Annotated in this window: 20 protein-coding genes and 1 pseudogene; 8 read left to right on the forward strand and 13 right to left on the reverse strand. The window is 68.8% G+C overall.

What is annotated here, in order from left to right:
• Positions 1 to 453 precede the first annotated feature (453 nt).
• Both AC1DXI_RS01355 and AC1DXI_RS01360 read right to left on the reverse strand, forming a co-directional pair.
• Positions 454 to 1,104, reverse strand: coding sequence for a GNAT family N-acetyltransferase (locus AC1DXI_RS01355; RefSeq protein WP_476937129.1), 651 nt, complete (start codon positions 1,102 to 1,104; stop codon positions 454 to 456).
• 48 nt (positions 1,105 to 1,152) lie between these two features.
• Positions 1,153 to 1,977: a hypothetical protein gene (locus tag AC1DXI_RS01360; protein ID WP_476937130.1), complete on the reverse strand. Its 825-nt coding sequence runs from the start codon at positions 1,975 to 1,977 to the stop codon at positions 1,153 to 1,155.
• 58 nt (positions 1,978 to 2,035) lie between these two features.
• On the opposite strand from AC1DXI_RS01360, the gene AC1DXI_RS01365 reads away from it, so the two are divergent.
• Complete coding sequence (locus AC1DXI_RS01365; RefSeq protein ID WP_476937131.1) at positions 2,036 to 2,590, forward strand: prepilin peptidase; 555 nt, start codon at positions 2,036 to 2,038, stop codon at positions 2,588 to 2,590.
• Positions 2,591 to 2,718: 128 nt separating this feature from the next.
• On the opposite strand, the gene AC1DXI_RS01370 is transcribed toward AC1DXI_RS01365, so the two are convergent.
• Both AC1DXI_RS01370 and AC1DXI_RS01375 read right to left on the reverse strand, forming a co-directional pair.
• A complete protein-coding gene (locus AC1DXI_RS01370; RefSeq protein ID WP_476937132.1) occupies positions 2,719 to 4,434 on the reverse strand; it encodes an MDR family MFS transporter in 1,716 nt (571 codons plus the stop codon).
• Entirely contained in the window at positions 4,431 to 5,162 is a 732-nt protein-coding gene (locus AC1DXI_RS01375) for a TetR/AcrR family transcriptional regulator (RefSeq protein WP_476937133.1), read from the reverse strand. The genes AC1DXI_RS01370 and AC1DXI_RS01375 overlap by 4 nt, the downstream gene beginning before the upstream one ends.
• Positions 5,163 to 5,328: 166 nt before the next feature.
• Between AC1DXI_RS01375 and AC1DXI_RS01380 the strand changes: the two genes are divergently transcribed.
• Complete coding sequence (locus AC1DXI_RS01380) at positions 5,329 to 5,997, forward strand: VWA domain-containing protein (protein ID WP_476937134.1); 669 nt, start codon at positions 5,329 to 5,331, stop codon at positions 5,995 to 5,997.
• A 61-nt stretch (positions 5,998 to 6,058) separates the two neighbouring features.
• Here AC1DXI_RS01380 and AC1DXI_RS01385 read toward each other — a convergent pair.
• The 3 genes and pseudogenes from AC1DXI_RS01385 to AC1DXI_RS01395 form a co-directional block, all read right to left on the reverse strand.
• Positions 6,059 to 7,426 (reverse strand): annotated as a pseudogene (locus AC1DXI_RS01385) (class II fumarate hydratase); the annotation flags it as partial.
• 96 nt (positions 7,427 to 7,522) lie between these two features.
• On the reverse strand, positions 7,523 to 8,137 hold the full coding sequence (locus AC1DXI_RS01390) for a carbonic anhydrase (RefSeq protein ID WP_079553133.1): 615 nt from the start codon (positions 8,135 to 8,137) through the stop codon (positions 7,523 to 7,525).
• A gap of 9 nt (positions 8,138 to 8,146) precedes the next feature.
• Positions 8,147 to 8,875 carry a DUF4245 domain-containing protein gene (locus tag AC1DXI_RS01395; RefSeq protein WP_476937135.1) on the reverse strand — a complete coding sequence of 243 codons (729 nt, stop codon included), beginning with the start codon at positions 8,873 to 8,875 and terminating at the stop codon, positions 8,147 to 8,149.
• A 212-nt stretch (positions 8,876 to 9,087) separates the two neighbouring features.
• Between AC1DXI_RS01395 and glpX the strand changes: the two genes are divergently transcribed.
• Both glpX and galE read left to right on the forward strand, forming a co-directional pair.
• On the forward strand, positions 9,088 to 10,110 hold the full coding sequence (gene glpX, locus AC1DXI_RS01400) for a class II fructose-bisphosphatase (protein ID WP_018774693.1): 1,023 nt from the start codon (positions 9,088 to 9,090) through the stop codon (positions 10,108 to 10,110).
• Between the two features lie 165 nt (positions 10,111 to 10,275).
• Complete coding sequence (galE, locus tag AC1DXI_RS01405) at positions 10,276 to 11,247, forward strand: UDP-glucose 4-epimerase GalE (protein ID WP_476937136.1); 972 nt, start codon at positions 10,276 to 10,278, stop codon at positions 11,245 to 11,247.
• Positions 11,248 to 11,313: 66 nt separating this feature from the next.
• On the opposite strand, the gene AC1DXI_RS01410 is transcribed toward galE, so the two are convergent.
• The 5 genes from AC1DXI_RS01410 to AC1DXI_RS01430 all read right to left on the reverse strand — a co-directional run bounded on the left by AC1DXI_RS01410 (position 11,314) and on the right by AC1DXI_RS01430 (position 17,102).
• Positions 11,314 to 12,285, reverse strand: coding sequence for a lipid II:glycine glycyltransferase FemX (locus AC1DXI_RS01410; protein ID WP_476937137.1), 972 nt, complete (start codon positions 12,283 to 12,285; stop codon positions 11,314 to 11,316).
• Between the two features lie 4 nt (positions 12,286 to 12,289).
• The gene (gene manA / locus AC1DXI_RS01415) at positions 12,290 to 13,579 is read right to left on the reverse strand and encodes a mannose-6-phosphate isomerase, class I (protein ID WP_476937138.1); all 1,290 of its coding nucleotides are present in this window, start codon (positions 13,577 to 13,579) and stop codon (positions 12,290 to 12,292) included.
• 82 nt (positions 13,580 to 13,661) lie between these two features.
• On the reverse strand, positions 13,662 to 15,323 hold the full coding sequence (locus AC1DXI_RS01420; protein ID WP_476937139.1) for an LCP family protein: 1,662 nt from the start codon (positions 15,321 to 15,323) through the stop codon (positions 13,662 to 13,664).
• A 22-nt stretch (positions 15,324 to 15,345) separates the two neighbouring features.
• Positions 15,346 to 15,957 carry a 5-(carboxyamino)imidazole ribonucleotide mutase gene (purE, locus tag AC1DXI_RS01425; RefSeq protein WP_476937140.1) on the reverse strand — a complete coding sequence of 204 codons (612 nt, stop codon included), beginning with the start codon at positions 15,955 to 15,957 and terminating at the stop codon, positions 15,346 to 15,348.
• The gene (locus tag AC1DXI_RS01430; protein ID WP_476937361.1) at positions 15,954 to 17,102 is read right to left on the reverse strand and encodes a 5-(carboxyamino)imidazole ribonucleotide synthase; all 1,149 of its coding nucleotides are present in this window, start codon (positions 17,100 to 17,102) and stop codon (positions 15,954 to 15,956) included. The genes purE and AC1DXI_RS01430 overlap by 4 nt, the downstream gene beginning before the upstream one ends.
• 268 nt (positions 17,103 to 17,370) lie before the next feature.
• On the opposite strand from AC1DXI_RS01430, the gene AC1DXI_RS01435 reads away from it, so the two are divergent.
• Positions 17,371 to 17,937 (forward strand): GtrA family protein, encoded by a 567-nt coding sequence (locus AC1DXI_RS01435; protein WP_476937141.1) that lies wholly within the window; start codon positions 17,371 to 17,373, stop codon positions 17,935 to 17,937.
• Positions 17,938 to 17,986: 49 nt separating this feature from the next.
• Here the strand turns inward: AC1DXI_RS01435 and AC1DXI_RS01440 are convergent, their stop codons facing one another.
• Positions 17,987 to 18,691, reverse strand: a complete 705-nt coding sequence (locus AC1DXI_RS01440) for a TIGR03089 family protein (protein WP_476937142.1) — start codon at positions 18,689 to 18,691, stop codon at positions 17,987 to 17,989.
• Positions 18,692 to 19,050: 359 nt separating this feature from the next.
• On the opposite strand from AC1DXI_RS01440, the gene AC1DXI_RS01445 reads away from it, so the two are divergent.
• From AC1DXI_RS01445 to AC1DXI_RS01455, 3 genes are read left to right on the forward strand one after another with little or no spacing between them, the layout of a single operon-like run.
• Entirely contained in the window at positions 19,051 to 19,593 is a 543-nt protein-coding gene (locus AC1DXI_RS01445; RefSeq protein WP_081801649.1) for a WhiB family transcriptional regulator, read from the forward strand.
• 29 nt (positions 19,594 to 19,622) lie between these two features.
• Positions 19,623 to 23,030, forward strand: coding sequence for a glycosyltransferase family 2 protein (locus AC1DXI_RS01450; RefSeq protein WP_476937143.1), 3,408 nt, complete (start codon positions 19,623 to 19,625; stop codon positions 23,028 to 23,030).
• On the forward strand, positions 23,023 to 24,690 hold the full coding sequence (locus tag AC1DXI_RS01455; protein ID WP_476937144.1) for a DUF5719 family protein: 1,668 nt from the start codon (positions 23,023 to 23,025) through the stop codon (positions 24,688 to 24,690). Before AC1DXI_RS01450 ends, AC1DXI_RS01455 begins: the two co-directional genes overlap by 8 nt.
• Positions 24,691 to 24,694 lie beyond the last annotated feature (4 nt).

Here is a 24,694-nt window from a genome sequence, read left to right on the forward strand (position 1 = left end):
TGGGTTCGCCGGGCCGCCGCCTTTCGCCGTTGTGGGGTTGCCGTGGTCGGGTTTCGCCAGGCGGCGGCCTTTCGCCGTGGTTGGGTCTGCCGTGGTTGGGTTTGCGGTGCTGTGGCGCCCCGCCGTCGCTTAGACACCTCCCGTCGCTGCGCTGCGGTCGCTGGGCGACCTTCGCTGCGCTTTGGTCGGCGATGCGCTCCTTAGCGGGACACCGCAGCCCCGCGAAGGTGGGACGCTCACCACCGGGAGGCGGTCTTTCGCAAAGGAGCGCATCGCGGCGCATCGGACCCCGAAGGTCGCCCCGCGACCGCAGCGGGTCCCATGCGACGTGTCTAAGCGACGGCGAAAGGCCGTGTCCCGGCAAACCTAACCACGGGCGAACCCAACCATTGCACCCCAGAGCATGGAGGTGTCTCAGCGACGGCGGGACGCTGCGGCCCCGACTGCGGGCTGCTACTGGTGGACGCCCAGATATTTCGCAAAGGCTTCGTGGCCTTCTACCTCTAGCTGCCAGTCGGGGCGTTTGAAGGTGGCGGGCGTGAGGCGGACGTTTTGGACCTCTTGGGCCTTGCCGCCCCAGGCGGCGCGGGTGACGCCGTTGAGCTCGTAGCCGAGGGAGCGTGAGACGCCCAGGGACTGCTGGTTCCAGGCGGCGGCCTCGGATTCCGCCACGTCGGCACCGAGCCAGTCGAAGGCGTAGAGGGCGACGGCGGCCCGCATTTCCTTGCCGAGGCCGCGGCCCTGGACGCTCTGGCGGAGCCAGGAGCCCGTGGTGACCGTCTTCAGCGTGGCGAAGTTCTTGGCCGCGATGTCCTGGCAGCCGACGAATTCGTCCTCGTGCCAGATGCCAAGCAGGAGGGTCCAGTCCTGCGGGCTCATGCTGCCGCGGCACCGCCAGTACCACTGCGCCATGTTGGTTCCGAGCTCGCTGGGCGGGGCTTCGGTCCAGGGGTTGCTGAACGGGTTCCTGCCCGGGGGGTGCACGCCGCTCCGGGCGGCCCCGACCGCGGCAGGAACGTCCGCGTCGCGGATGGGGCGCAGCTGAAGGCGCGGCGTAGTGAGGCGCAGGCCGAAAGGGGGCCAGTAGTCGGCAGGTTCAGTCATCGCAGGAAGCCTAGCGGTGCCGGCGGGCGGACGCGAGTCACGGCCGGGCTACTCCGCGGGGACGTCCCAGCTGATGTGGCGCCGGACGTCCGTGAGGTTCATCGATTCGGCCAGGAACAGGTCATCGAGCATGTATTCGTCGACGCCCAGGATCCTCAGCCAGTGCCCGTAGCCGTCCTGCTCGGTGCCGGTCCCGGGCGCGTCCAGCCAGCGGCTGGCAACGCAGACGCCCGTGGCGGCGTCAATCCTCAGGAGCGTGCGTCCCGGACGGCAGAGCGGGGCTCCGGGGTCGGCGGGACGGTAGGAGAGGTTCGGGCTGACCGTCGATTCCAGGGCCGGCCGGCCCTCGTGGTCTACCTCCGTGATGGGGCCAAGCTCCACGGCGTTGGCGTTGGGGAACTCCAGCGGGACAGGGGAGTTGCCTGCCAGCTCCACCGGGTCCAAGGCTGCGGCGAACCGGCCGTTCCCGAAGGAGGGCTCGCCGTAGGCTGCCTCCGGGCGGCGGCGCACCAAGCCGTCGTCGTCGTACACCGGGGTGACCAGGTGTGGCGGCAGGAGCCAGGTCTTCCTCGTGGAACTGACATAGAAGCCGCCGCGTGAATCGTTGATGCCGGTGGTGCTGGCGATCACCAGCCCGTCGGCGGTCTCCAGCCGCAAGGCGCCGGGCCTGCGCAGCCACGCCCTGATGAGGCCGTCGGGCAGGGCCACAGGGGAGCTTGCGGAACTCGTGAGCGGCCGGTCCAGGTACTCGAACCTCAGTGACTGCCACTTCCAGGGCGAGGACCGGCACAGGTGCCGGAACGCCGCAGCCGGATTCGCCGGGCCGCGGGGCGCGAGCGGCCCGCGCCCGTTCCTGCTGTCCCATGCGGCCATATCCACAGTTTACGCGCGGGGGCCGCCGGGCCGGACGAATATCAAGTAGCATCCGAGAGTGATCGAACGACTCGGCGTTCTGGGCGCCGCCAACCCGCTGGCTTTCTGGCTTGCCCTGGCTGCGTGCGCGTATTTCGTCGTGATGGCCGCTCGGCTCACCGTCATCGACGTCCGGCACCACCTCCTCCCGGACAGGATCGTCTTTCCGTCCTATGGGATCGCCGGAGTCCTTCTGCTGGGCGCGGCCGCCAGCCAGCTGCTTCCCGGCGGCCAGGACGCTGCCGGCACCGCCGACGCCGGGGCATTCGGCATTCCGGGGCTCCGTGTCCTTGCCGGCGGGGCAGCCCTCTGGCTTTTCTACTTTCTCCTGCACGCGGTGTATCCGCCGGGAATGGGGTTCGGCGACGTGAAGCTCGCCGGCGTCCTGGGGATGTACCTGGGATTCCTGGGCTGGGGGCACGTCATGGCCGGGACCTTTGCCGCGTTCGTCCTCGGCGGCCTGTGGAGTCTCGGATTGCTCGCTGCACGGCGCGGCACGCTGCAGTCGGCCATTCCCTTTGGGCCGTTCATGCTGGCCGGCACAGTCGCCGCCATGCTGCTGCCGGCCGGTTAGGCCGACAGCACGGCCACCCCGGCCTGCCGGCGCTGACCGGCCCGGCACGCAGCAGGGGCGCCGCACCCCCAAAGGTTGCGGCGCCCCTGCCGGCACTGTCTGGCTGGTGCCGGGCCGTTTCCGGACCGTCAGCCGCGCAGGCGGGTGAGCTCGTCGTCGTGACCGGGCCCGTCGGTGTGGCTGTGGGCTGAAAGTCCTTCCGGCCCCGTGGACTCCGCGGCGTCGGCGGCGTGGCGGGCTGCCGCCCGTTCCGCCTCGAGCCGCTCGGCTTCCTCGCCGCCGACAGCTTCCCCGCGGGCCACCATGCCGGCGGTGTCCGAGAGCGGGATCTGCTTGAGGGTCAGGGCCAGGATCAGGGCGATGACCAGGAACGGCAGCAGGTACCAAAACACGGGAGCGAGGGAATCCGCGTAGGCGTTGACAATCGCATCCTTGAGCTGGGCCGGGAGCTGGCTGAGGACCTGGGGGTCCATCGTCCGGGTGGACTGCGACGCCTGCTCAGCGGACGCCCCGGCGCCGGTGAAGGCATTGGTCAGGGACTCGGAGAGCCGGGTGGTGAAGATGGAGCCGAACACCGCGACGCCCAGGGATGCGCCCACCTCGCGGAAGTAGTTGTTGGTGCTCGTGGCCGTGCCGATCTGGTCCGCCGGCACGGAGTTCTGGACCACCAGGACAATCACCTGCATGATCGAGCCCAGGCCAGCGCCGAAGACGAACAGCTGCACGCAGATGACCCAGATGGGCGTGGCGGCCGTGAGCGTGGTCAACCACAGCATCGCCGCGATGGTCAGGGCGGCCCCGAGGATCGGGAACATCTTGTACTTGCCGGTCTTGGAGATGCGGATGCCCGAGAAGATGGCCATGCCCATGAGTCCCACCATCATGGGCAGCATCAGCAGGCCGGATTCGGCGGCGGAGGTCCCGGAGGACATCTGCAGGAAGGTCGGGACGAAGGCGATCGCCGCGAACATGCCCAGCCCGAGGGTGAAGCCGATGGCGGTGGAGTTCACGAAGATGCGGTTCTTGAACAGGCTCAACGGAATGATGGGGTCCTCGGCCCGGCGCTCCACCAGGACGAAGGCCGTAGCGGCGAGCACCAGCCCGGCGCCGAAGGCCCACGTCAGCGGCGAATCCCAGCCTTCGTCCTTCTTGCCACCGAAGTCGGTGAAGAAGATCAGGCACGTGGTGGCCGCGGAGAGCAGCAGCACGCCCAGGATGTCGATCCGCTTCTCAGCCTTCTTGTTCGGCAGCGTCAAGGTGAACCAGGCGATGGTGAACGCGGCAATGCCGATCGGGATATTGATGTAGAAGGCCCATTCCCAGGTCAGGTGGTCCACGAAGAAGCCGCCCAGCAGGGGTCCGGCGACGGCGGAGAGGCCGAAGATGGCGCCCAGCGGGCCCATGTACTTGCCGCGCTCCTTGGCCGGAACGATGTCGGCGATGATGGCCTGGGACAGGATCATCAGGCCGCCGCCGCCCAGGCCCTGGATGGCGCGGAAGACCACGAAACCCCAGAAGTCCGTGGCCAGGGCGCAGCCGACGGAGGCGAGGGTGAAGAGCCCGATGGCGACGAGGAACAGGTTCCGGCGGCCCAGGATGTCGCCGAACTTTCCATAGATGGGCATGACGATCCTGGTGGCGAGCAGATAGGCCGTGGTGATCCAGGCCTGGTGCTCCACGCCGCCGAGCTTGCCGACGATCGTGGGCATGGCGGTGGAGACGATCGTCTGGTCAAGGCTGGAGAGCAGCATGCCCGCGATGAGGGCGGAGAAGATGATCCAGATGCGTTTCTGGGTCAGCAGCAGCGGCTCGGCTGCTGGCTTGGTGCTGACGGCGGCGCTCATTGCGCTCCTTCGGAAGGGTTGGGCTGGATTGTGTTTGACTCGACGGTGTTTGACTCGACTCCGTCGAAGTCGGCTGTGTCGAACTGGGACACGGTGAACGGCAGGGAAAAGAGCGTGCGGGCTGCTGCGATGTTTTCCAGCAGCATGTCCTTGTAAGGGCGGGCGTTGCCCTCGGAGAAGTAGTCGGCGCTGGTTTTCCTGGCGACGTTTCCCAAAAGGACCACGGCCATGCGGACCACGGGATGATCGGCAGCAACACCTTCCCTGGCCGCAAGCAGCCGGGCGAAGTCGGCCTCGCGTTCTTCCGTGGCGCCGATGATCTTCAGCATCAGTTGGGGTTCCTTCTTGATCACCCCGATCAGCTGGCGGGTCTCCTCCTCGGAGCCGCTCATCCGTTCGGACAGATCAAGGGACAGGCGCACGAGGTCGGCGAGGAGTGAGGCCGATATTTCCCCGGCGGGCGAACCCGCGCCGCCCGCCATGAACCGGGCCACCACTTCTTCCGGAAAGTCGTCGTCGACGTGGCCCAGGATCGCATCTTCCTTGGCGGGGAAGTAGTTGAAGAAGGTCCGGCGGGAGATGCCCGCGCGCTCGCAGACTTCCTCCACGGTGTAGCCGCTGAGGCCGCGCTCGGCGGTCAGGGAACGCGCGACGGCGGTGATCGCCGCCCGTGTTGCGGCCCGCTTGCGCTCGCGGAGGCCCCCAGGACTAATTGCACTATTTCCCATGGAGTGTATTTTTGCACTTAAAGATCAATAGTGCAAAAGATGCTGTCGGCTGTTGTTGCCAATAATGTCGTTGCCCGGCCTTAGCCTGCTCCTGTCCAGCCATACGGCTGGCAACAGGTGGCCCGCGACGAGGCACAATCACCGTCGGGGCCGGAAATGGGGAAGCATGACAGATTCAGCCCTGACGCACGTGTATGTCCTCCTGGACCGTTCCGGGTCAATGAGCGCCATTGCCGATGACACTGTGGGCGGGTTTGCGGCGTTCATCCGCGAGCAGCGGGCAGTGGCGGGCCGGTGCCGGCTCTCGCTCGCGCAGTTCGATGACACCTACGAGCGCGTCTACGCCTCGGTGGACATCCAGGACGTGCCGGCCCTGGACCTGCAGCCACGGGGCAGTACAGCCCTGCACGACGCCATGGTCCGGCTGATCGGCGAAGCCGGAGCCGAACTCGCGGCCCTTCCGGAGGACCAGCGCCCCGGCACCGTGCTGGTGGCCGTGCTGACGGACGGCCACGAGAACTCCTCGCGCGAGGCCACGGGCGAGCTGGTCAAGGCACTGGTCCAGCGGCAGCAGAGCCAGTGGGGCTGGCAGTTCACGTATCTGGGCGCCAACCAGGACGCCGTATTGACCGCCGGCGGCCTCGGCATCCGCGCCGAAGACGCCCTGACCTATGCCGCCGGGAACGTCGATGCTGCCTTCTCCGTCCAGTCCGCCAAGACGCGGCGGTTGCGGGAGGCACGGATCGGCGGTGCCAGCATGGCGGACGCCGCGGCGGCAGCGGCCTACACGGCGGAGGAGCGGGAGGCCGCGGGCGGGGAACCGCCCAAGGTCTAAGGCACAGGCATGCCGCCGGCCGGCACCCTTCCAGGAAGGATGCCGGCTGTTCTTCGGTCAGCTCGCCGCGCTCGAGGAAGCCCATGGAGACGACGGTCTCACGGATGGTCAGGCCCTCGGCCACGGCCTTCTTGGCGATCTTGGCGGCGTTCTCGTAGCCGATGAACTTGTTCAGCGGAGTCACGATCGACGGCGAGGCCTCGGCGAGGAAGCGGGCGCGTTCGACGTTGGCGGTGATGCCGTCAATCATCTTGTCGGCCATGACGCGGCTGGTGTTGGCCAGCAGGCGCACGGATTCAAGGAGGTTGGCGGCCATCACCGGGATGCCGACGTTGAGTTCGAAGGCGCCGTTGGTGCCGGACCACGCGATGGCGGTGTCATTGCCGATCACCTGGGCACAGACCATGATGGAGGCTTCGCAGATGACGGGGTTGACCTTGCCCGGCATGATCGACGAGCCCGGCTGCAGGTCCGGGATGGCGATTTCGCCGAGGCCGGTGTTGGGGCCGGAACCCATCCAGCGCAGGTCGTTGTTGATCTTCATGAAGGAAATCGCGATGTTGCGCAGCTGGCTGGACGCCTCGATGAGGCCATCCCGGTTGGCCTGGGCCTCGAAGTGGTCGCGGGCCTCAGTCAGGGGCAGTCCGGTGTCGGCCGCGAGCAGTTCGATGACGCGCTCCGGGAATCCGGCCGGCGTGTTGATGCCGGTGCCCACGGCGGTGCCGCCAAGCGGGACCTCGGCGACGCGGGGGAGGGAGGCGTTGATGCGCTCGATGCCGTAGCGGACCTGCGCGGCGTAGCCGCCGAACTCCTGGCCCAGCGTGACGGGTGTGGCGTCCATGAGGTGCGTGCGGCCGGACTTCACGACGTCCTTGAATTCGGTGGCCTTGCGCTCCAGCGACTCCGCCAGGTAGCCAAGTGCCGGGATCAGGTCGTTGATCAGGGCGGACGTGGCGGCGACGTGGACGGAGGTGGGGAAGACGTCGTTGGAAGACTGTGAGGCGTTGACGTGGTCGTTCGGGTGGACAACCTTGTCGCTCCCGGCAGACTTGAGGGCCCGCGTGGCGAGCTCGGCGATGACCTCGTTGGTGTTCATGTTCGAGGACGTGCCGGATCCAGTCTGGAAGACGTCAATCGGGAAGTCGCCGTCGTACTTGCCGGCCGCAACCTGGTCGGCTGCGTCGGCAATCGCCTGGGCGAGCTCGCCGTCGAGCACCCCCAGTTCTGCGTTCGCCTGGGCGGCGGCCTTCTTCACCCGTGCCAGGGCTTCGATATGGGCGCGCTCCAGGGTCTTGCCGGAGATCGGGAAGTTCTCGACTGCCCGCTGCGTCTGCGCGCGGTACAGGGCGTTCACGGGAACGCGGACTTCGCCCATCGTGTCGTGTTCAATGCGGAATTCTTCGGTGTTCAACTCATCTGTGGAAGTCATGGGGCTAGCTTATTGGGAGGGAGGGTCCCACCGAAAACCGTGAACTGCCTCCCGCCGCGGCAGCCGCGGCGGGAACCAGGGCTTGGAGAGATGAGCCTAGAGCTCGCCGATTCCGGACACCAGGCCTGCCTTGCCGTCGGCCAGGCTGTAGGCGAGGCCGATCACGGCGGCGCGGCCGCTTTCCACTGCGTCCGAAATCACACGGGAGCTGTCCACCAGGCGCTGCGAGGTCTGCTTGACGTTCTCGACCACCATGTCGTTGATGTCGTCCTGATTGTTGCGGAGCGAGGTCAGCACGGACGGGGTGATGCGTTCGACCAGGCTGCGCATGAATCCGACCGGCATCTGGCCGGTCTCCACGGCGGCCTTGGTGGCGGTCACGGCGCCGCAGCGGTCGTGTCCCAGGACGACGATCAGCGGCACCCCGAGGACGCTGACGCTGTATTCCAGGGAGCCGAGGACGGCGTCGTCAATGACCTGGCCGGCGGTCCGGACGACGAACGCGTCCCCCAGACCGAGGTCGAAGATGATTTCGGCGGCGAGGCGGGAGTCGGAGCAACCGAAGATCACGGCGAACGGGTGCTGGTTCTCGACAAGCGACGAGCGCCGTGATGCGTCCTGGTTGGGGTGTGAGGACGCTCCGGCAACAAAACGCTCGTTGCCTTCGCGGAGACGCCGCCAGGCAAGGGCAGGGGTGAGATAGGTGGCCACGCCCCGACTTTACTTTGTTGTCGCCGCCGATGGCGAAACTGTTGCGCCGGCGGTGGGTGCCGGCGTGCTGGACCCTGCCCCGGCGGGCGGATTGCTTTCGAGCGACTTCACCACGGCGGTGGCCAGGGCGGAGAACTCCTCCAGTGTCGCGGATCCGGAGAGGATGACGGTGGTGCCGCGATCGGTCAGCACCATGGATTTCTCGCCCTTGCCGCTGTCGCGCAGTTCCCAGTCCCGGCCGCCGGCGTTGCGGGTACCGGTCACGGGCGCGTTCGTGGTCTGCTGCAGGAGCCAGGTGGGATTTGCCGCGCGGGTCTGCACGAGGGCGATGAAGGATTCCTTGGGCGTCAGGTAGCCGACTTCCCAGGCCGGAACGCCGCTGCCGGCGCCGGACTCCCAGCGGGCGTAGTTGGCGCGGAATGTGTCGCCGGTATCGGCCGCCACGGGTGTGAACCCTGCCACACCCGCCGCGTTCTGCGCAGTGGCGCTGACATTGACGTTGGGCCGGTAGCCGTCGGTCTTCGGAGACGGGTTCATGAGCACGATCGGCAGGAACGCCGCGATGCTCACCACCAGTGCGATGATCATGCCCATCACGGAGGCATTGGCGCGTTTGGCCGCAGCGGCGGCGATAACGGGCTTCACGGTCGGCTGTCCGGAAGGGGACGGGCCTGCCGCGGGGGAGCTGCCAGCCGGCGAACCGGGGGCGGCGGGGGAAGCGTCCTGCAATTCACTCACCCCTCTATAGTCGCGCATGTCCGGGCCGATCTCACATTCGCGGTGCATCGGCCCCCCAACGGTGAAGTGCGTCACGCGCCGGTCATCCCATGACCTTGCGGGCCCGCCCCGACTATGATCAATAACAGACGAATCACCGCGACGGATCGATCCTGGCCGTACGGGTTCAACGACCGCCACTCGAAGAAGAGGTTCACGTGACACCAGCGCCCATGTCCCAGAAGTACTCCACGCTTTCCCCCTCGCTCGCCGTCGGGATCGACGAGCCTGACCGCAACCTCGCGCTGGAACTTGTCCGCGTCACGGAAGCCGCGGCCATCGCCGGCGGCCACTGGGTGGGTTTCGGCGACAAGAACAAGGCCGACGGCGCCGCCGTGGACGCCATGCGCTCCTTCCTGCAGACCGTGCACTTCAACGGCGTCGTTGTCATCGGTGAGGGCGAGAAGGACGAAGCCCCCATGCTGTTCAACGGCGAACGCGTCGGTGACGGCACCGGCCCCGAATGCGACGTCGCCGTCGACCCCATCGACGGAACCCGCCTGACCGCCCTTGGCATCAACAATGCCCTGGCGGTCCTGGCCGTGGCCGAACGCGGCTCCATGTTCGATCCCTCCGCCGTGTTCTACATGGAAAAGCTCGTCACCGGCCCGGAAGCGGCCGACATGGTGGACCTGCGCCTGCCGGTCAAGCAGAACCTGCACCTGATCGCCAAGGCCAAGGGCGTCAAGGTCAACCAGCTCAACGTCATGATCCTGGACCGCGACCGGCACCGCCCCCTCGTGGAGGAAATCCGCGAAGCCGGCGCCCGCACGAAGTTCATCATGGACGGCGACGTCGCCGGGGCCATCGCCGCTGCGCGTGCCGGCACCGGAGTCGACGCCCTCATGGGCATCGGCGGAACCCCGGAAGGCATCGTCGCGGCCTGCGCCATCAAGTCCCTCGGCGGCGTCATCCAGGGCCGCCTGTGGCCCACGAGCGACGAAGAGAAGCAGAAGGCGATCGACGCCGGCCACGATCTGGAGCGCGTGCTCTCCACCAACGACCTCGTCTCCAGCGATAACTGCTACTTCGCGGCCACCGGCATAACCGACGGCGACCTCCTCAAGGGCGTCCGCTACTCCAAGGACAAGGTCCTCACCCAGTCGATCGTGATGCGCTCCAAGTCGGGCACCATCCGGTTCGTCGACGGCGAGCACCAGGCCAGCAAGTGGGAAGGCTACGCCCGCAAGAGCTAGCACCTGCGCGGCAACACTGAACCGCACCATTGAACTGCACCACTGAATGCCGCGAATCCCGGGCCGCCACCGCGACCCGGGATTCGTCGTCTTAAACCCGGTGCATGATGACGTGCCTATTGCCGCGGGGCGGCCGGGGCCCGTGGGATTAGATAGGGTGGAGCCATGACGTGGCTCGTAACTGGCGGTGCAGGATATATCGGTTCTCATGTGGTTTCCGCTTTGCGCGGTGCCCGGATCCAGCCGGTGGTGATTGATTCCCTCTCCAGCGGGCACCGTGAGTTCGTGCCGGCCGATGTGCCGTTCATCCACGGCAGCATCCTCGACGCCGACCTCGTGGCCCGTACGCTGCGGGAGCACGCGGTGACCGGGGTGATCCACCTGGCCGGTTTCAAGTACGCCGGGGTTTCCGTCCAGGAGCCGCTGCTGACCTATGAACAGAACGTCACGGGCACCGCGCAGCTGCTCAAGGCCATGGAGCTCACCGGCGTCGACAAACTGGTTTTCTCCTCGTCCGCGGCCACCTACGGCACGCCCACCGGCGACGTCGTCACCGAGGCGACGCCCACCAACCCGGAATCGCCCTACGGCGAGAGCAAACTCATCGGCGAGTGGCTGATCCGTGACCAGGGCCGGGCCCGGGGCCTGAACCACACCTCGCTGCGGTACTTCAACGTGGTCGGCTCCGGTGCGCCCGAGCTGTACGACACCAGCCCCCACAACCTTTTCCCGATCGTGCTGCGGGCGCTCACGGCCGGTAAGACCCCGCGCATCAACGGCATCGACTACAACACGCCGGACGGAACCTGCGTGCGCGACTACGTGCATGTGGCCGACCTGGCCACCTCGCATGTGGCCGCCGCCCAGGCGCTCGCGGCGGGCAAGCCGCTGGAGCGGGTGTACAACCTCGGATCCGGGGACGGGCTGTCCGTGCGCCAGATCATGACGGCGATGGCCAACGTCACGGGCATCGATTTCGAACCCGAAATCGGTCCGCGGCGGGCGGGGGATCCCGACCGGATCGTGGCCGACGGCACGCTGGCCGCCCGCGATCTCGACTGGAAGATGCGGCACTCCGTGGAGCAGATGGTGGCCAGCGCCTACGACGCCCAGCGGCACGCCATGACGGCCAACTAACACCGCCACCAACACCTGTCACCGGGACGCGGCGGGCCCGGGCGGCCCCGGCTGGCCGGTGCCGCCCTAGCGGTTGGCGAGGGCCCGGGACCGGGCGCGCAGCTCCTTCGCGAGCTGGGCGCCCTTGCGGGCCAGCTGGTAGCTGCCGTAGCGCACCTTCCGGACCGGCAGGTCCCACGTTCCGGGATACGCGATCCCGCGGCCGCCGAACGATTTCTTGAACGCCGTGAACCCGGCCCATTTGTGGTCGGGCTGGTCCGCCGGCGCCACGCCCCAGAGGTCCACGTGCTTGAGCCCCTTCGCCTGGGCGTCCGCCATCAGGGTGATGAGCAGGGGGATGCCCGCGCTGAGCTTGCGGTGGGTGTCGTCAAGGGCGGCATGGGCGTAGGTCCGGGTGTCGGCCGAATCGTAGGCCAGGGCCGCGGCGATGGGCTGGCCCTCGAGCTCCGCGATGAACAGCGCCGCGGCGCCGGCCGGCATCAGCGACCGTGCCACCTGGCTCAGGTACTCGTCGCTTTGCGGCTTGAAGCCGTTGCGGGCGGCCGTCATGTGCAAGAACTCCAGGAGGACGGCGATCTCGGCCGGGTCCTGGCTGGAGCGGAAGGTCACGCCCTTCTTGTGGATGTTGCGGAACAGGTTCCGGTTCGCCGGCTTCATGTCTGCCAGGACGTCCTTGAAATCCCGGTCGAGGTCCACGATCCAGCTGAGCTCGGGCTGTTGGCTGGCCGGCGCCGGCTGCAGGCCGCGGCTGCGGAGCACGGCGTCGGCCTCGGCGGCGGCGAACCCTGCGGTGACCGGCTCAACCCGGACAAACACGGCCCCGCTGGCCCGGGCGAGGTCCGTCAGGGCCGCGAGTGCGGCGTCGAACGCTGCCAGCGATTCGGCGACCGGGCCGTACGGGGAGTACAGCAGTTTGCCGGCCGGATTGGATTCCTCGACGGCAAGGAAGCGCCACCCGGGGCCGGACTGTTCGTGGACCGTGCGTCCCAGCGAACGCTGGAACTGTGCCCACTGCGGGCTCTGCAGGAAATAATCCATGGTGTCAGGCTTCCAATGCGGTGGTAACGGCAAATGCCAGGGCGGGGCCGGTGGCGCCGGAGACGGCGTGGACGTTGACCGGGGCCTCTGCGGCGGTCAGGAAGGCGCTGGCGCCCCGTTCCAGCCGCAGCTCGCCCTTGGGGGAGTCGAGGCGGACGGAGCCGCGGGTGACAATGACGACGGCGGCACCGGACTGCGCCAGCGGAACGGGCTCCGCCCCGGGCGCCAGTTCAATCCGCTGCAGCTGGAATTCCCGGAACGGCGGGCGGAAGAGTTCCTGGCCCAGCATGGAGGTCTCGGCGGGAAGCATGGGCACGGCGACGGCCTCGAACGCGACCGTCTTAAGCAGCTCCGGCACGTCCACGAATTTCGGCGTGAGCCCGCCGCGGAGCACGTTGTCCGAAGACGCCATGACCTCGATGCCGAGGCCGTGCAGGTAGGCATGGACGTTGCCGGCCGGCAGGTAGACGGCCTCACCCGGGGCAAGGGAAATCCGGTTCAGCAGCAGGGAAATCAGCACGCCCGGATCTCCGGGGTACAGGCCGTTCAGGCTTACCGCGGTGGACAGTTCCGTCTCGTGCCCAGCCATGGGGGCGCCGGAGAGGAGGGCCGCGACGATCGTCGCCGTCGCCTCGGCGACGTCCCCGCCGCCGGCGATGAGGCGTTCGAAGGCGGAGCGCAGGGCCGCGGGTTCGTCCGGCTGCGCCAGGTCTTCGAGCAGCAGCGGGACCAGCGGCGGCAGCTCCAGCCCGGCGAGCTCGAAGCACGCCGCCAGATGCTCGAAGACCGCACGGGATTCCGCGGCCGGCCGGAACCCGCAGAGCGCCTCGAACGGGGTCAGCGCGAAGATCATTTCGGGCTTGTGGTTATCGTCTTTGTAGTTGCGCTCTGTGGCGGCGGGGCCGACGCCGGCGGCTTCCTCGCGTGCGAAGCCCTCCCGGGCCTGGGCGAGCGTCGGGTGCACCTGCAGGGACAAGGGCGCCTCGGCCGCGAGGACTTTGAGCAGGAACGGCAGGCGCGGACCGAAAGCGGCCACGCTCGCGCTGCCCAGGCAATGTTCCGGATCCTCGGCGATCAAGGCGTCCAGCGCCAGCCGTCCGCCGTCGTGCGTTTCGGGTGCGTGCCGGCCGGCACCGCCGGGCGCCGGCGTCAGCGCGACGGACGGGGAGTCCGGGTGGGCGCCGATCCAGAGCTCCGCTTCGGGACCGCCGGAAGCCGGCCTGCCCAGCAGTTCGGCGATGGCCGTCGGGGAGCCCCAGGCGTAGGGCCGGAGGACGTTCTCAAGTTCGTACATGGCCTGGTCCCTGTCTGATCAATGAAATGTCTCGTCAACGAAATGTGGGTGCAGTGCTGCCGTCAAAACTGCTGCCCGGGGGTTAGAGCGGCGCGCACTGTCCGTTGGTGGCGACGAGGTCGCGGATGGACTGCTCGTCGCCGTTGCGCTTGAACTGGTTCAGCATCTCTTCGGTGATCGGCTCGCCGTCCGGCGTGGTGGTCACCGGGGTGAAGTCCGACGGCGCGGGCGGGGGCTCGGTGGCCGGGGCGGGGCCGGCGGCGGAGAGCGGCCCGGCGGCCGTTCCGGGCTGCAGGACGGCATCTTCAACGACGGTATCTTCAACGCCGTTGCCATCAGCTGCGCCGGCGGACGGGCTGGCCAGCAGTTTGGCCACCCGCTCGTGGATGATGTTGAAGTCCGGGGATGTGGAGAAGGCAGCGTCGAAGTCGGGCGGACCGATGGTCAGGCGGCTGACGTCCTGTCCCTTGGCCTTCATGGCCAGGTCCACGAAACTGCCGAGCTGGCCGGAGGAGATGTTCGACTCGACCACCTTCGTGCCAGCCTTGGCGATGTCCTCAAACTTGGCCAGAAGTTTTGCGGGGTCGAGCTGCTTGAGCATCGCCTGCTGCACGCACTGCTGGCGCTGGATGCGGGCGTAGTCGTCCACGAATTCCCGGGACCGGCCGTACCAGAGGGCGTGGAAGCCGTCGAGCGTCTGGTCGCCTGCCGGAATCCAGCCGTCCGGCATGCCGTGGATGCCGTTGGCCTCATCGACCATCGGTCCGCTGATGGGGACCCAGCCGCCGGCCTTGATCCGGATGCCGCCCATGGCGTCGATGAGCTTGGAAAAACCGTCCATGTCCACGAGCACGTAGGCCTGGACCTTGATGCCCAGTGTGCCGGACACCGCTTCGAGGGTGGCCTGCGCTCCGGGGTCGGCCACCCCGGGGTACAGATCCTGATGATTGTTGGTGACGTCGGTGTTGATCGCGTTGATCAGGCATTCGTCGCCGCAGTTGTAGCCTTCCGGGTACACCTGGCGCATCGGGGATTCCGCGCTGAACTGGGCGTTCTGGAGGTTGCGGGGCACGGAGATGATGGCCGTGCTGCCGGTCTTGGCGTCGACGCTGATCACCGAGAGGCTGTCCGGCCGGCGGCCCGTGCGGTCCGCTCCGGCGTCGCCGCCCATCATCAGGAAGTTGTACCGGCCATCGGACGGCTCAAGGGTGGGGCCGGAGCCGGAGAAGATGCTGCCGATGGCGTCGCGGCTGACGTTGAGCAGATAGGCCGCGTAGCCCAGGGATCCGCTGCTGAGGATCATGGCCAGCACGAGCGCCAGCACCACCGCGGGGCGGATCCTGGCGGCGAGCAGCCCGGGCCGGATCAGCCGCAAGGTGTTCAGGAACAGGGCAGCCCAACCGATGGCCAGGCACGCGAGGCCGAGGATCAGCAAGAGTGAGGGCACCGTGCCGGTGAGGAGGTTGATCAGCGTGGGGCGGGACACGAGCAGGAGCAGCACGGCCAGCAGGGCCAGCGCCCAGACCGTCAAGGTCACGCGCAGCGCAGCCCGTCCAAGCCTGCGGTTGCCCGCGACAATTTGGGCGCTGCCGGGAACCAGCAGCGTCATGAGGATCAGGACGAACGCCCGCTTGGTGAGCACCGGGGACGGGGCGCCGGAGGGGTGCCGGACTGGGTCGCCGAGTGCCCGCCCGGACTGCACGGGGCTCTCAGGGCGGTGCGTGGGGGCGTAGCTGCTGCTCATGCCGGGATTCCTAATGGCTGCCTTAATTGCTGCTACGCGGGGTGGTGTTTCCGGCGGCGAACACTTCGCTGACCTTGTGCCGCAGGTTTGCGCCCTTCCGGGTTGCGACGTCGTTCAGTTCCTGGGCGAACTCCAGGAGGTCCGCCCGGAGCTGGACGGCGAGGTCGTCCGTGCCCGAGGCCAGCATGCGCACGGCCAGGAGGCCGGCGTTGCGTGCGCCGCCGATCGAGACGGTGGCGACCGGAACACCGGCCGGCATCTGCACGATGGACAACAGGGAATCCATGCCGTCCAAGGTCTTCAGCGGCACGGGGACGCCGATCACCGGCAGGGGAGTGACCGAGGCGAGCATGCCGGGAAGATGCGCGGCTCCGCCGGCGCCGGCAATGATCAGGCGAAGACCGCGCTCGTGGGCCGTCTGGCCGTAGCGGATCATCTCCGTGGGCATGCGGTGGGCCGAGACGACGTCGGCCTCGAACGGGATTCCGAACTCGGCGAGGGCTTCGGCGGCGGCTTCCATGACCGGCCAGTCCGAATCCGAGCCCATCACGAGGCCCACGAGCGGGGTGTCCGCGCTGGTGCCGGCGAGGGGGGTTCCTGCGTTGTTGGCGTCGGAGTTGGGTGCGGTGCTCATGCGGTCTCCTCGGAGGTTGCGGGCATTGCGCCGGCGTGGGTCCGGCCGTTCCGGATGATGTCGGCCACGGTGGTGGCACGCTGCCGCACGGAGTCGACGTCGGCGGTGGAGGTTCCGACCAGGTTGACGTGGCCGATCTTCCGGCCGGGCCGGACGGCCTTGCCGTAGCAGTGCACCTTCGCGGCAGGCTCGCTCGCGAGGGCGGCGGGGAAGGCCGAATAGAGGTCCTGGTTGGCGCCGCCGAGGAAGTTCTTCATCACCACGACGGGTCCCAGCAGGTCAGTGGCTCCCAGCGGCAGGTTCAGGATGGCCCGCAGGTGCTGCTCGAACTGGCTGGTCACCGAGCCGTCCTGGGTCCAGTGCCCGGTGTTGTGCGGGCGCATGGCGAGTTCATTGATCAGGAAGCCTGCCCCCACGCCGGGGGTCTCGAAGAGTTCGACGGCCATGACACCGGTTACGCCGAGTTCGCTGGCGATCCGGACCGCGGCGTTCTCCGCGGCTGCGGCAACATCGACGGGGATGTCCAGGGCCGGGGCAATGACTTCATCGCACACGCCGTCCACCTGGATGGTGTGCACCACCGGCCAGGCCCGTGTTTCACCGTCCGGCGTCCTCGCGACCATGGCCGAGAGCTCCCGGCTGAATTCCACCTTGGCTTCCGCCAGCAGGGGAGACATGGTCTCGAACCAGTCGGCGGAGGCCGCCGCGTCCTCGGCCGAGGACACGATGCGCACGCCCTTGCCGTCGTAGCCGCCGCGGGGCATTTTCAAAACCACCGGCCAGCCGGTCTGCTCGCCGAAGGCGACGAGGTCCGCGACATTGGCGACGGCGGCCCACGTGGGGTTCGGAAGCTCGAGCCGGTCGATCGCGGCGCGCATCACCAGCTTGTCCTGGGCGTTGACCAGGGCATCCGGGCCGGGATGGACGTTCACGCCGGCACCGATCAAGGACCGCAGGTGCGCCGTGGGGACGTGTTCGTGGTCGAAGGTCAGGACGTCGAGGCCGCGGGAGAACTCGAGCAGATGCTCCAGGTCCTTGTAGTCGCCGACCGGGGCGTTAGCCACGGCAGAGACTGCGGAGACGTCCTCGCCTTCGACGAGGACACGGAGCTCAAAGCCCAGGGCGGTCGCGGCAGGGGCCATCATTCGGGCAAGCTGGCCGCCGCCAACAACACCGATTACAGGAAAAGTCACAAGTCCCAGCCTACCGAAAACCTCACGGGAACCCGGCTTTTGGGGATCGGCAAGCGCGGGAACGGTGCCGCAGCGGGGGTTTCGTACCCTCCCGCCCGGCGCGTGGCGCCGGGTGCGCAGCGGGCCGTCTGAGCGGCCGCTGAGGGCGGACTCCCGGGAAACGGCGCTAAAATGGGCGTTTGGCCCAATGGCCGACAGTTCCAGAAGGCCACGGAGGGTCATGATTACTACACTTAACGAGCGCATGCGCGGGCTGGCCTCGCTGTTCTGGCGCGAAGTGGCCAAGTTCGGTGCCGTCGGCGGCATCGCGTTCGTCATCGATAACGGACTGACGTTTTACCTGATGCACGGTCCCATGACCGACAGCGAGGCCAAGGCCCGTTTCTTCGGTGCCAGCGTGGCGACGGTGTTCTCGTGGGTTGCGAACCGGTTTTGGACGTTCCGGCACCGCCGGCAGGCCAACGTGCTGCGCGAGTTCGTGATGTTCCTCATCATCAACGGGATCGGCATCGGCATCTCTACCGGCCTCACCGCCGTCGCGAAGTACGGCATGGGGGTCACCGACAAGAACATGCTCTTCCTGGCCGGGGTGGTCGGCATCCTGGTCGCGACCGTGGTCCGGTTCTTTGCCTACCGCTTCCTGGTGTTCAACCAGGAACTCGACGCAGAGCCGGAGTTCTCGCACGACCACGAGATCATCGAACGGCACCCGCACTCTCAGCCGGTTTCCAGTACTGCCGTGAGGGAAGCCGTCAAGGATCCGGAGCTGCCCGGCCCGCCGTCCTAAGGAACCGCCGGTCTGGGGGATCGGCGTCTGGGGGATCGGTGGCCGGGGATCAGTCCCCGCTGATGCGCTCGGCGTCCCGCAGCTTGCCGGTCACTTCTACCTCGGGGTGTACCAGGACCACCGAACCGTCGGCCTTCCAGGTTCCCAGGGACTGCGCAAGGACGGCTTCGAGTCCGTCGGCCGCCGGAACGAGCAGCCGCAGGCCGGGGTCCTGGGCCGCGGCAAAACCGTCCAGGAGTGCCCCGTGCGCATGGACTGCGCCGTCGGCGGTGCGGACCGCGGGGCGTTCCGCCTCCGGGTCCACGTGGGGCATGAAAATGTCACCGTGGGAGCGGACCTCGGCGGCATAGTCGAGGACGCCGCTGGGCAGCTCGCCCGTCCACCGCATGGCCAGCGCCGGCAACGACACGGCCAGCACGGCGTCGAACCCGCCCGCGGCAGCGCCCGGACCCGGGTCCGCGGTGGCCAGCAGGTCCGCCTCCGCGTCATCGAAAACCACTTCCATGCCGAGCTGCCAGGCCGCGAGGGCCAGGATCACCGACTTCCAGTGCGCGGGCAGGTCCAGGCGCAGCCGCATGCCCGGTTCGGCGTCGAGTTCGTCCTGCAGCAGGTTGGAAGTCTTCGCGACCCAGTTGTCCAGCACGCGGCCAGAGAGTTCAACCCGCTCCGAATCGGGGCCGTACCAGGTCAGCCGGGGCGCCGTGGCCTGGCCGGACCGCAGAGCTGTCATCAGTTCGATTGCCGGAATGCTCATGCCCTCATCTTGCCACGGCCCATCCCACCGCCCGTTCCGTGACGTCCGTCACCCCAGCGGCTCCGGCGTCCGGCGGGCTCCGCGTGGGGCGTGGGAAAATTTCCCGAAAATTCAATGAAAAGCCCCGAAAGTGCTCAGTACCCTGATTATTCCGCGGGTTCTCGCGGGAGAGGCGAAAAAATTCCGGGCGTGGCGTGCCCCCACTTTGTGTATCAGGTTGATTATTATCTCCGCCGTGGCTTGACTCCCGGATACTTACACGCGTGTAATTAGTTATCTAAAGCCACTGCACAAAAACCGGCACTCAACCGAGTGTCCAAGGGGGTCTTGCAGTGGCTGCAAATCAGGAGGGGGACGCCATGGGGCTAGCAGAGCGTATCCATGAAGATGCCGTAGTTGCCGGCCAGGCCACGGCGAAATACCGGTCGCGCGGCGTGCCGACTGACTGGTACGTAGATCCGGCGGATCCGGACGCGGCTGACCGCTATAACGAACACACCCAGGATTCCCTGCAGGAGGCCGCCACGGCCTTCCTCGCAGCGCACGACGAACTCCTGGCCGGCCCGGATCTTGACGCCGATCCCCTCGACCCGCCGATGGAGCTCCAGTCTCCCGGGACCGGTACCTCCGCGCAGCCCGTCTGGATCGGTCTGCCGTCCCGGCAGGAATTCGACGACGAGGGCGAGCTCGGCTGGCAGACCGATGCCCTGTGCGCCCAGACTGATCCCGAAGCCTTCTTCCCTGAAAAGGGCGGCTCTACCCGCGACGCCAAGAAAGTCTGCGGCGCCTGCAACGTGCGTTCCCAGTGCCTCGAATACGCCTTGTCCAACGACGAGCGCTTCGGGATCTGGGGAGGCCTCTCCGAGCGCGAGCGGCGCCGGCTTAGGAAGCGAGCAGTCTAATTCTTCAAGAAGTACGAGTCACCGCCGTCGTGGTCGCCCACGACGGCGGTGATTTTCTCCCCAGGACCCTTGCGGCGCTGGCGGCCCAGACGCGGCCGGCCGACGCCGTTATCGGTGTCGACACCGGCTCCCGCGACCACTCCGCCGCCCTCCTCGAACAGGAACTGGGCAAGGCCAACGTCACCGTCTTTGACCAGCCCAGGTCCGGCATGGGCGGCGCGGTCATGGCCGGGCTCAGGGCCCTCGCGCCGTGGCCTGCGGAGGGCTCCGCCGGTGCCGTGCCGGGAGCCGACTGGATCTGGCTGCTGCACGACGACGCCGCACCGGCACCCGAGGCCTTGGCCGAACTCCTCCGTGCGGTCGAACGGGCGCCGTCGGTCACGGTGGCAGGCTGCAAGCAGCTGGACTGGCATGCCGAGCGGCGGCTGATCGACGTCGGACTCTCCACGAGCCGTTGGGCCGAGCGGCTGACGCTGATCGACGCCGACGAGCTCGACCAGGGCCAGTACGACGGCCGCAGCGATACCTTCGCGGTCAATTCCGCCGGCATGCTGGTCCGCCGCGACATCTGGGAGGAGCTCCGGGGCTTCGATCCCGCCTTGCCGGGAAGCGGCGACGACGTCGACTTCTGCTGGCGCAACCGCCTCGCCGGGCACCGCGTGGTGGTGGTCCCCAGCGCCAGGATGTTCCATGTCTCGCACCGTCCCCACGCCCTGGGCAACGCGACCGCCGCACGCAAGGCACAGGTGCACCTGCGGCTCAAGCACGCGGCCGGCTGGAAAGTCCCGCTGCACGCGGTCGGCGCCCTGCTGGGCAGCATTTTCAAACTCGTCCTCAGCATTGCGGTCAAGGACCCGGGGCACGGGTTCTCCCAACTGCTGGCAACCTTTGGCGCGCTGGGCCGCCCGGCGGCGGTGATCCGCGGACGCCGCAACGCCGCGCGCACCCGCCGGATCAGGCGCTCCGTCATGAAGGGGCTGCAGACGCCGCGCCGTGAGGTCTGGGCACACCGGCGCTCCCTGATTGAGGCGCTCGGCGCCGACGACTTCGGCGACGAACTCACAGGCCCCGGTCCGCTGACCGAGCACCCCACCGGCAACACCGGCGACGCCGACGACTTCGCCGCCATCGCCACCCCGGACCGCGGTTGGGTGGGCAGCGGTGCGGTGCTGGCCATCCTCCTGACCCTGGCGGTCTCCCTGACGGGACTGCTCAGCCTGTTCCGGGCCCCGGCCGTCTCCGGCGGCGCGTTGATCCCAGTCTCAGTGCGCCTCTCCGAAATCTGGAACCATGCCTCCACCTGGTGGATCAGTCTCGGCGCTGGCCTTCCGGGCCACGGCGACCCCTTCGGCTACCTGCTGTGGGTGCTGGGTGTGCTCGGCGCCGGCGATGCCAACGCCGGCGTCGGCTGGTTGTTGATCCTCGCCATGCCGCTGTCCGCGCTGGGCGCGTGGTTCGCTGCCGGCGCCCTGACCACACGCCGCAGGCTGCGCCTGGCGGCCGCCCTGTTGTGGGCCGCGGCGCCGGCACTCCAGGTGTCCCTTAACCAGGGCCGGCTGGGCGCCTTGGCCGCGCATGTCATGATCCCGGTGCTCGTCCTGGCGCTGCTCCGGGCGACCGGCACGGCCGCGGGCCGCGGCGTCCATGCCGTCCCGGCCCCGGGCCAGGGACGACTCACCCCCAAGCCGGCCGCCCGTCCCGGCGTCAACGGGACGCCCTCGTGGACGGCTGCGGCCGCCGCGGGCCTCGCCCTGGCCGTGGTCACCGCCGCTGCGCCCTCGCTGCTGCTGCCGTCCATGGCCGTCGTGGCCCTCTGCGGGGTGCTGTTGGGCCGGCGCGGCCGCACGGTGTGGTGGGCGCTCCTGCCCAGCCTGGCACTGTTCCTGCCCTTCGCCTTCTCGGTCCTGGACCGGCCGCGCGCGCTCCTGGCCGACCCGGGCCTGCCGCTCGGTTTCGACGCCGCCCCACTGTGGCAACAGGCCCTGGGCCAGCCGTTGAACTTCGACGCCGGTGCCGGACTCACCGGGCTCAGCGCCTTCGGCGGGTCCGCCGCGGGCTCCGCCGGGCTGGCCGGTCTGCCGTGGGCGCTGCTGCTGGCACTGCTGTTCGGGCTGCCGGTGCTCCTGCTGGCCCTCGCCGCACTGTTCATGCCGCGCCGGCTTGTGCTGGCCGGACGCACCCGGACGGCACGCTGCCTGTGGGCCGTGGCAGTCCTGATGCTGGCCGGCGGCTGGCTCGCCGGGCATGTCGCCTCCGGCGCCAGCGCCGAGGTGCTGGTCACGCCGTTCCCCGGCCCCGCCGTTTCGGCGGCCGGGTTCGCGTTCCTGGGCGCTGCCCTGATCGCCGCCGAAGGACTCCTGGACGCCGCCGGCCGGACCGCCGGTACCGGACTGGCACGGAAGATCCTGATCCGCGGCACGGCCGCGGCATCCATGGTCCTGCTGCTGGCCGCGCCACTGGCCGGGTTCACCGTGTGGACCGCACAAAACCTGCTGCACCCCACGTCGCAGACACCAACACAGACACAAACACAGGCACTGGCCGCCGCCGCAGCACCGACCGGTCTCGGGACCCCGAGGCTCGTCCAGCCTGCCCAGGCCCGCACCCTGCCCGCCACGGCGGTTGACCGCGGCGAGGGCCCGGAACAGTCCAGGACGCTCCTGATTGCCAGCAACGAGGACGGAAGCTTCGACGCAACACTCATGCGCGGAGCCGGGACCACCCTGGACGCACTCTCAACGATTGCCGCTGCCCGCAACATCATGGGGGCGCCGGGCCAGGAGACGGTCCGCGACGACGACGCCGTCGCCGGATCGCTCCGGAACGTCGTGGCCACCATCGTCGCCGGCGAAGGCGTGGACCCGCGGGCAGACCTCGAGCGGCTCGGCGTCGGCTTTGTCGTGCTCCGGGTTGCCGATTCAGCCTCCGAATTGACGGCCAGCCGCATGGACGCAGTCCCCGGACTTGTCGCCGTCGGCCAGACGGGGACGGGCTGGCTTTGGCGGGTCAGCCCGCTGGACCGGCCCGGCATCACGGACTCCGACGTCGCGCACCGGGTCCGTGTGGTGGACGGCAGCGGCGCCGCCATCGGCCTGCTCCCTTCGGAAGAAGTCTCGGCGGCCGGCACGGTCCCGGCCGGCCCCGAGGGCCGCCTGGTGGTGCTGGCCGAGCGGGCTGATCCGGGCTGGAGCGCCTGGCTCGACGGGCGCCGTCTGACCTCAACGACGTCGGGATGGTCCCAGGCCTTCACGCTGCCGGCCCAGGGCGGCCACTTGAGCATCCGTTACGAAGCGCCGTGGGCTGTCCTGATCGGAATTGCGCAGGCCGTGATGATCGGGCTGACCGTCCTCCTGGCCGTGCCCATGCCTGCCCGCCGGTCCAACACCGGCCTGTCCAGGGACGAAGCCTCCCTGCGTAAGGAACACCAGCATGTCTAAGGGCGACAACGAAAAAGAATCCGAAACCGAAACCGAAACCGAGACGGGTCCGTCGCGGCGGAAGCGGGGTCTGCCGCGGGTCGGAGTGATCGGCGGGATCCTCTCCGCGGCCGCCCTCGTTGCCGCGGGCGGCGGCCTGGTGTCGGCGGCGTCGCTGACGCCCCAAAGCCCCGCCAGCAGGCAGCTTGAGGCCCCCGTTGCCGCGGTTCCGGCCGGCAGCAGCGTAGGGGTCTGCCCGGGCCCGGCCCGGCTGCTCGAGGGCACCCCTGTGGGCACCGACCCCCAGTTCAGTCCGGAATCCGCCACCGCGAAGACAGCCGTCAGCGCTGCCGTGCTCGGCTCAAGCGCGGGCATCATCCCCGGCAGCCGGCTCGCCCCGCTGAAGGGTGCTGCCCTCGCCGAAATCGCGCCGGGCGCAGCGCCCACAGCTTCCGCGCCCCCAGCCTCCGCGGCTGCGGCCCGCACGCCCGTGCTGGTCGCCGGCGTCGTGCCCCAGCGCGAGGTGGACAACATCAGCGTCCTCAGTGCGGATGCCCAAAACAACCACCAGGCATCTGCCGGCGCCGTCCTGAGCTACACGGCCGAGGACGGGGACCTTCAAGGTTCCGCGGCCGCCGCCTGCCAGCAACCCGGCAACGATCTCTGGCTGGTCGGCGCCAACACGGCCCTCGGCCGGTCGGCAGTCCTGAACCTGACCAATGCCTCCAGCACGCCGGCGACGGTGAGCCTGGACCTCTTTGGCGCCGAGGGCCCGATCCAGGCTCCCGGAAGCCGCGGCCTGCTGGTGGCACCCGGCACCACCCGCTCCATAATCCTGGCCGGGCTCGCGCCGGGACAGGAACGGCTCGGCGTGCGGGTCCGCAGCACCGGCGGCCCGGTGGCCGCCGTGATCCAGCAAAGCGTGCTCCGCGGCCTCACGCCCGGCGGCGTCGACTTCATCACTCCCGGCACCGCCCCATCCGTCAGCCAGGTGGCCACCGGTCTCGAAATCCAGGACCCCGCGGCGCTGGCCGCGCTCAAGGCAAAGCCCGGCTTCGCCGACGCGGGCCCGGCCCTGGAAGTCGCCGTGCCGGGTGCCGCCGACGCCGTAGTCGAGATCAAGCTGTACGGTCCCGACGGCCAGAAAGCGTTGCCCGGCGGCGGCGTGGTCACGGCGAAGGCCGGCGCGGTCACGGAAGTTTCGCTGGTCGGGGTCCCGGCCGGGACCTACACCGTGGCGGCGAGCTCGGACGTCTCGTTCGCGGCCACAGCCCGGCTCACGCGGGGCCTGCAGTCCGGGGACTCGGCGGACATCGCGTTTTCCGCTGCGTCGGCCCGGCTGGGCAGCCAGCACATCGTTGCGGTTCCGCGCACCGGAGACCGGCAGCTCGTTCTCGGTGCCCCTGCCGGCCGGGCGGCAGTGAGCTACACCCCGATCACGGCGGACGGCAAAATCCGGACCGCAGGCACCGCCGATATTGCCGGCGGAACCACCACGTCCATCAAGATCCCCGCGGACGTGGGCGGCTCGCCGCTCGTGGGCTATGTGGTGTCCGCCGCCGGGGAACCGGCGTACGGAGCACTGGTCCTGGCGCGGGACGGCCGGCAGGACATTTCCGCGGTGCCGCTTGCACCGGAAGCGGCAGGACAGCGGCAGGTACCCGTCACGCTGGGCTACTAGGGCC

It is taken from the genome of Arthrobacter sp. P1_H7 (assembly GCF_056405215.1).

Coding starts and splice junctions, on each gene's coding strand:
- AC1DXI_RS01355 (WP_476937129.1), bottom strand. CDS start 1,104: ATGACTGAACCTGCCGACTACTGGCCCCCTTTCGGCCTGCGCCTCACT.
- AC1DXI_RS01360 (WP_476937130.1), bottom strand. CDS start 1,977: ATGGCCGCATGGGACAGCAGGAACGGGCGCGGGCCGCTCGCGCCCCGC.
- AC1DXI_RS01370 (WP_476937132.1), bottom strand. CDS start 4,434: ATGAGCGCCGCCGTCAGCACCAAGCCAGCAGCCGAGCCGCTGCTGCTG.
- AC1DXI_RS01375 (WP_476937133.1), bottom strand. CDS start 5,162: ATGGGAAATAGTGCAATTAGTCCTGGGGGCCTCCGCGAGCGCAAGCGG.
- AC1DXI_RS01380 (WP_476937134.1), top strand. CDS start 5,329: ATGACAGATTCAGCCCTGACGCACGTGTATGTCCTCCTGGACCGTTCC.
- glpX (WP_018774693.1), top strand. CDS start 9,088: ATGTCCCAGAAGTACTCCACGCTTTCCCCCTCGCTCGCCGTCGGGATC.
- galE (WP_476937136.1), top strand. CDS start 10,276: ATGACGTGGCTCGTAACTGGCGGTGCAGGATATATCGGTTCTCATGTG.
- AC1DXI_RS01410 (WP_476937137.1), bottom strand. CDS start 12,285: ATGGATTATTTCCTGCAGAGCCCGCAGTGGGCACAGTTCCAGCGTTCG.
- manA (WP_476937138.1), bottom strand. CDS start 13,579: ATGTACGAACTTGAGAACGTCCTCCGGCCCTACGCCTGGGGCTCCCCG.
- AC1DXI_RS01420 (WP_476937139.1), bottom strand. CDS start 15,323: ATGAGCAGCAGCTACGCCCCCACGCACCGCCCTGAGAGCCCCGTGCAG.
- purE (WP_476937140.1), bottom strand. CDS start 15,957: ATGAGCACCGCACCCAACTCCGACGCCAACAACGCAGGAACCCCCCTC.
- AC1DXI_RS01430 (WP_476937361.1), bottom strand. CDS start 17,102: ATGATGGCCCCTGCCGCGACCGCCCTGGGCTTTGAGCTCCGTGTCCTC.
- AC1DXI_RS01435 (WP_476937141.1), top strand. CDS start 17,371: ATGATTACTACACTTAACGAGCGCATGCGCGGGCTGGCCTCGCTGTTC.
- AC1DXI_RS01440 (WP_476937142.1), bottom strand. CDS start 18,691: ATGAGCATTCCGGCAATCGAACTGATGACAGCTCTGCGGTCCGGCCAG.
- AC1DXI_RS01445 (WP_081801649.1), top strand. CDS start 19,051: ATGGGGCTAGCAGAGCGTATCCATGAAGATGCCGTAGTTGCCGGCCAG.
- AC1DXI_RS01455 (WP_476937144.1), top strand. CDS start 23,023: ATGTCTAAGGGCGACAACGAAAAAGAATCCGAAACCGAAACCGAAACC.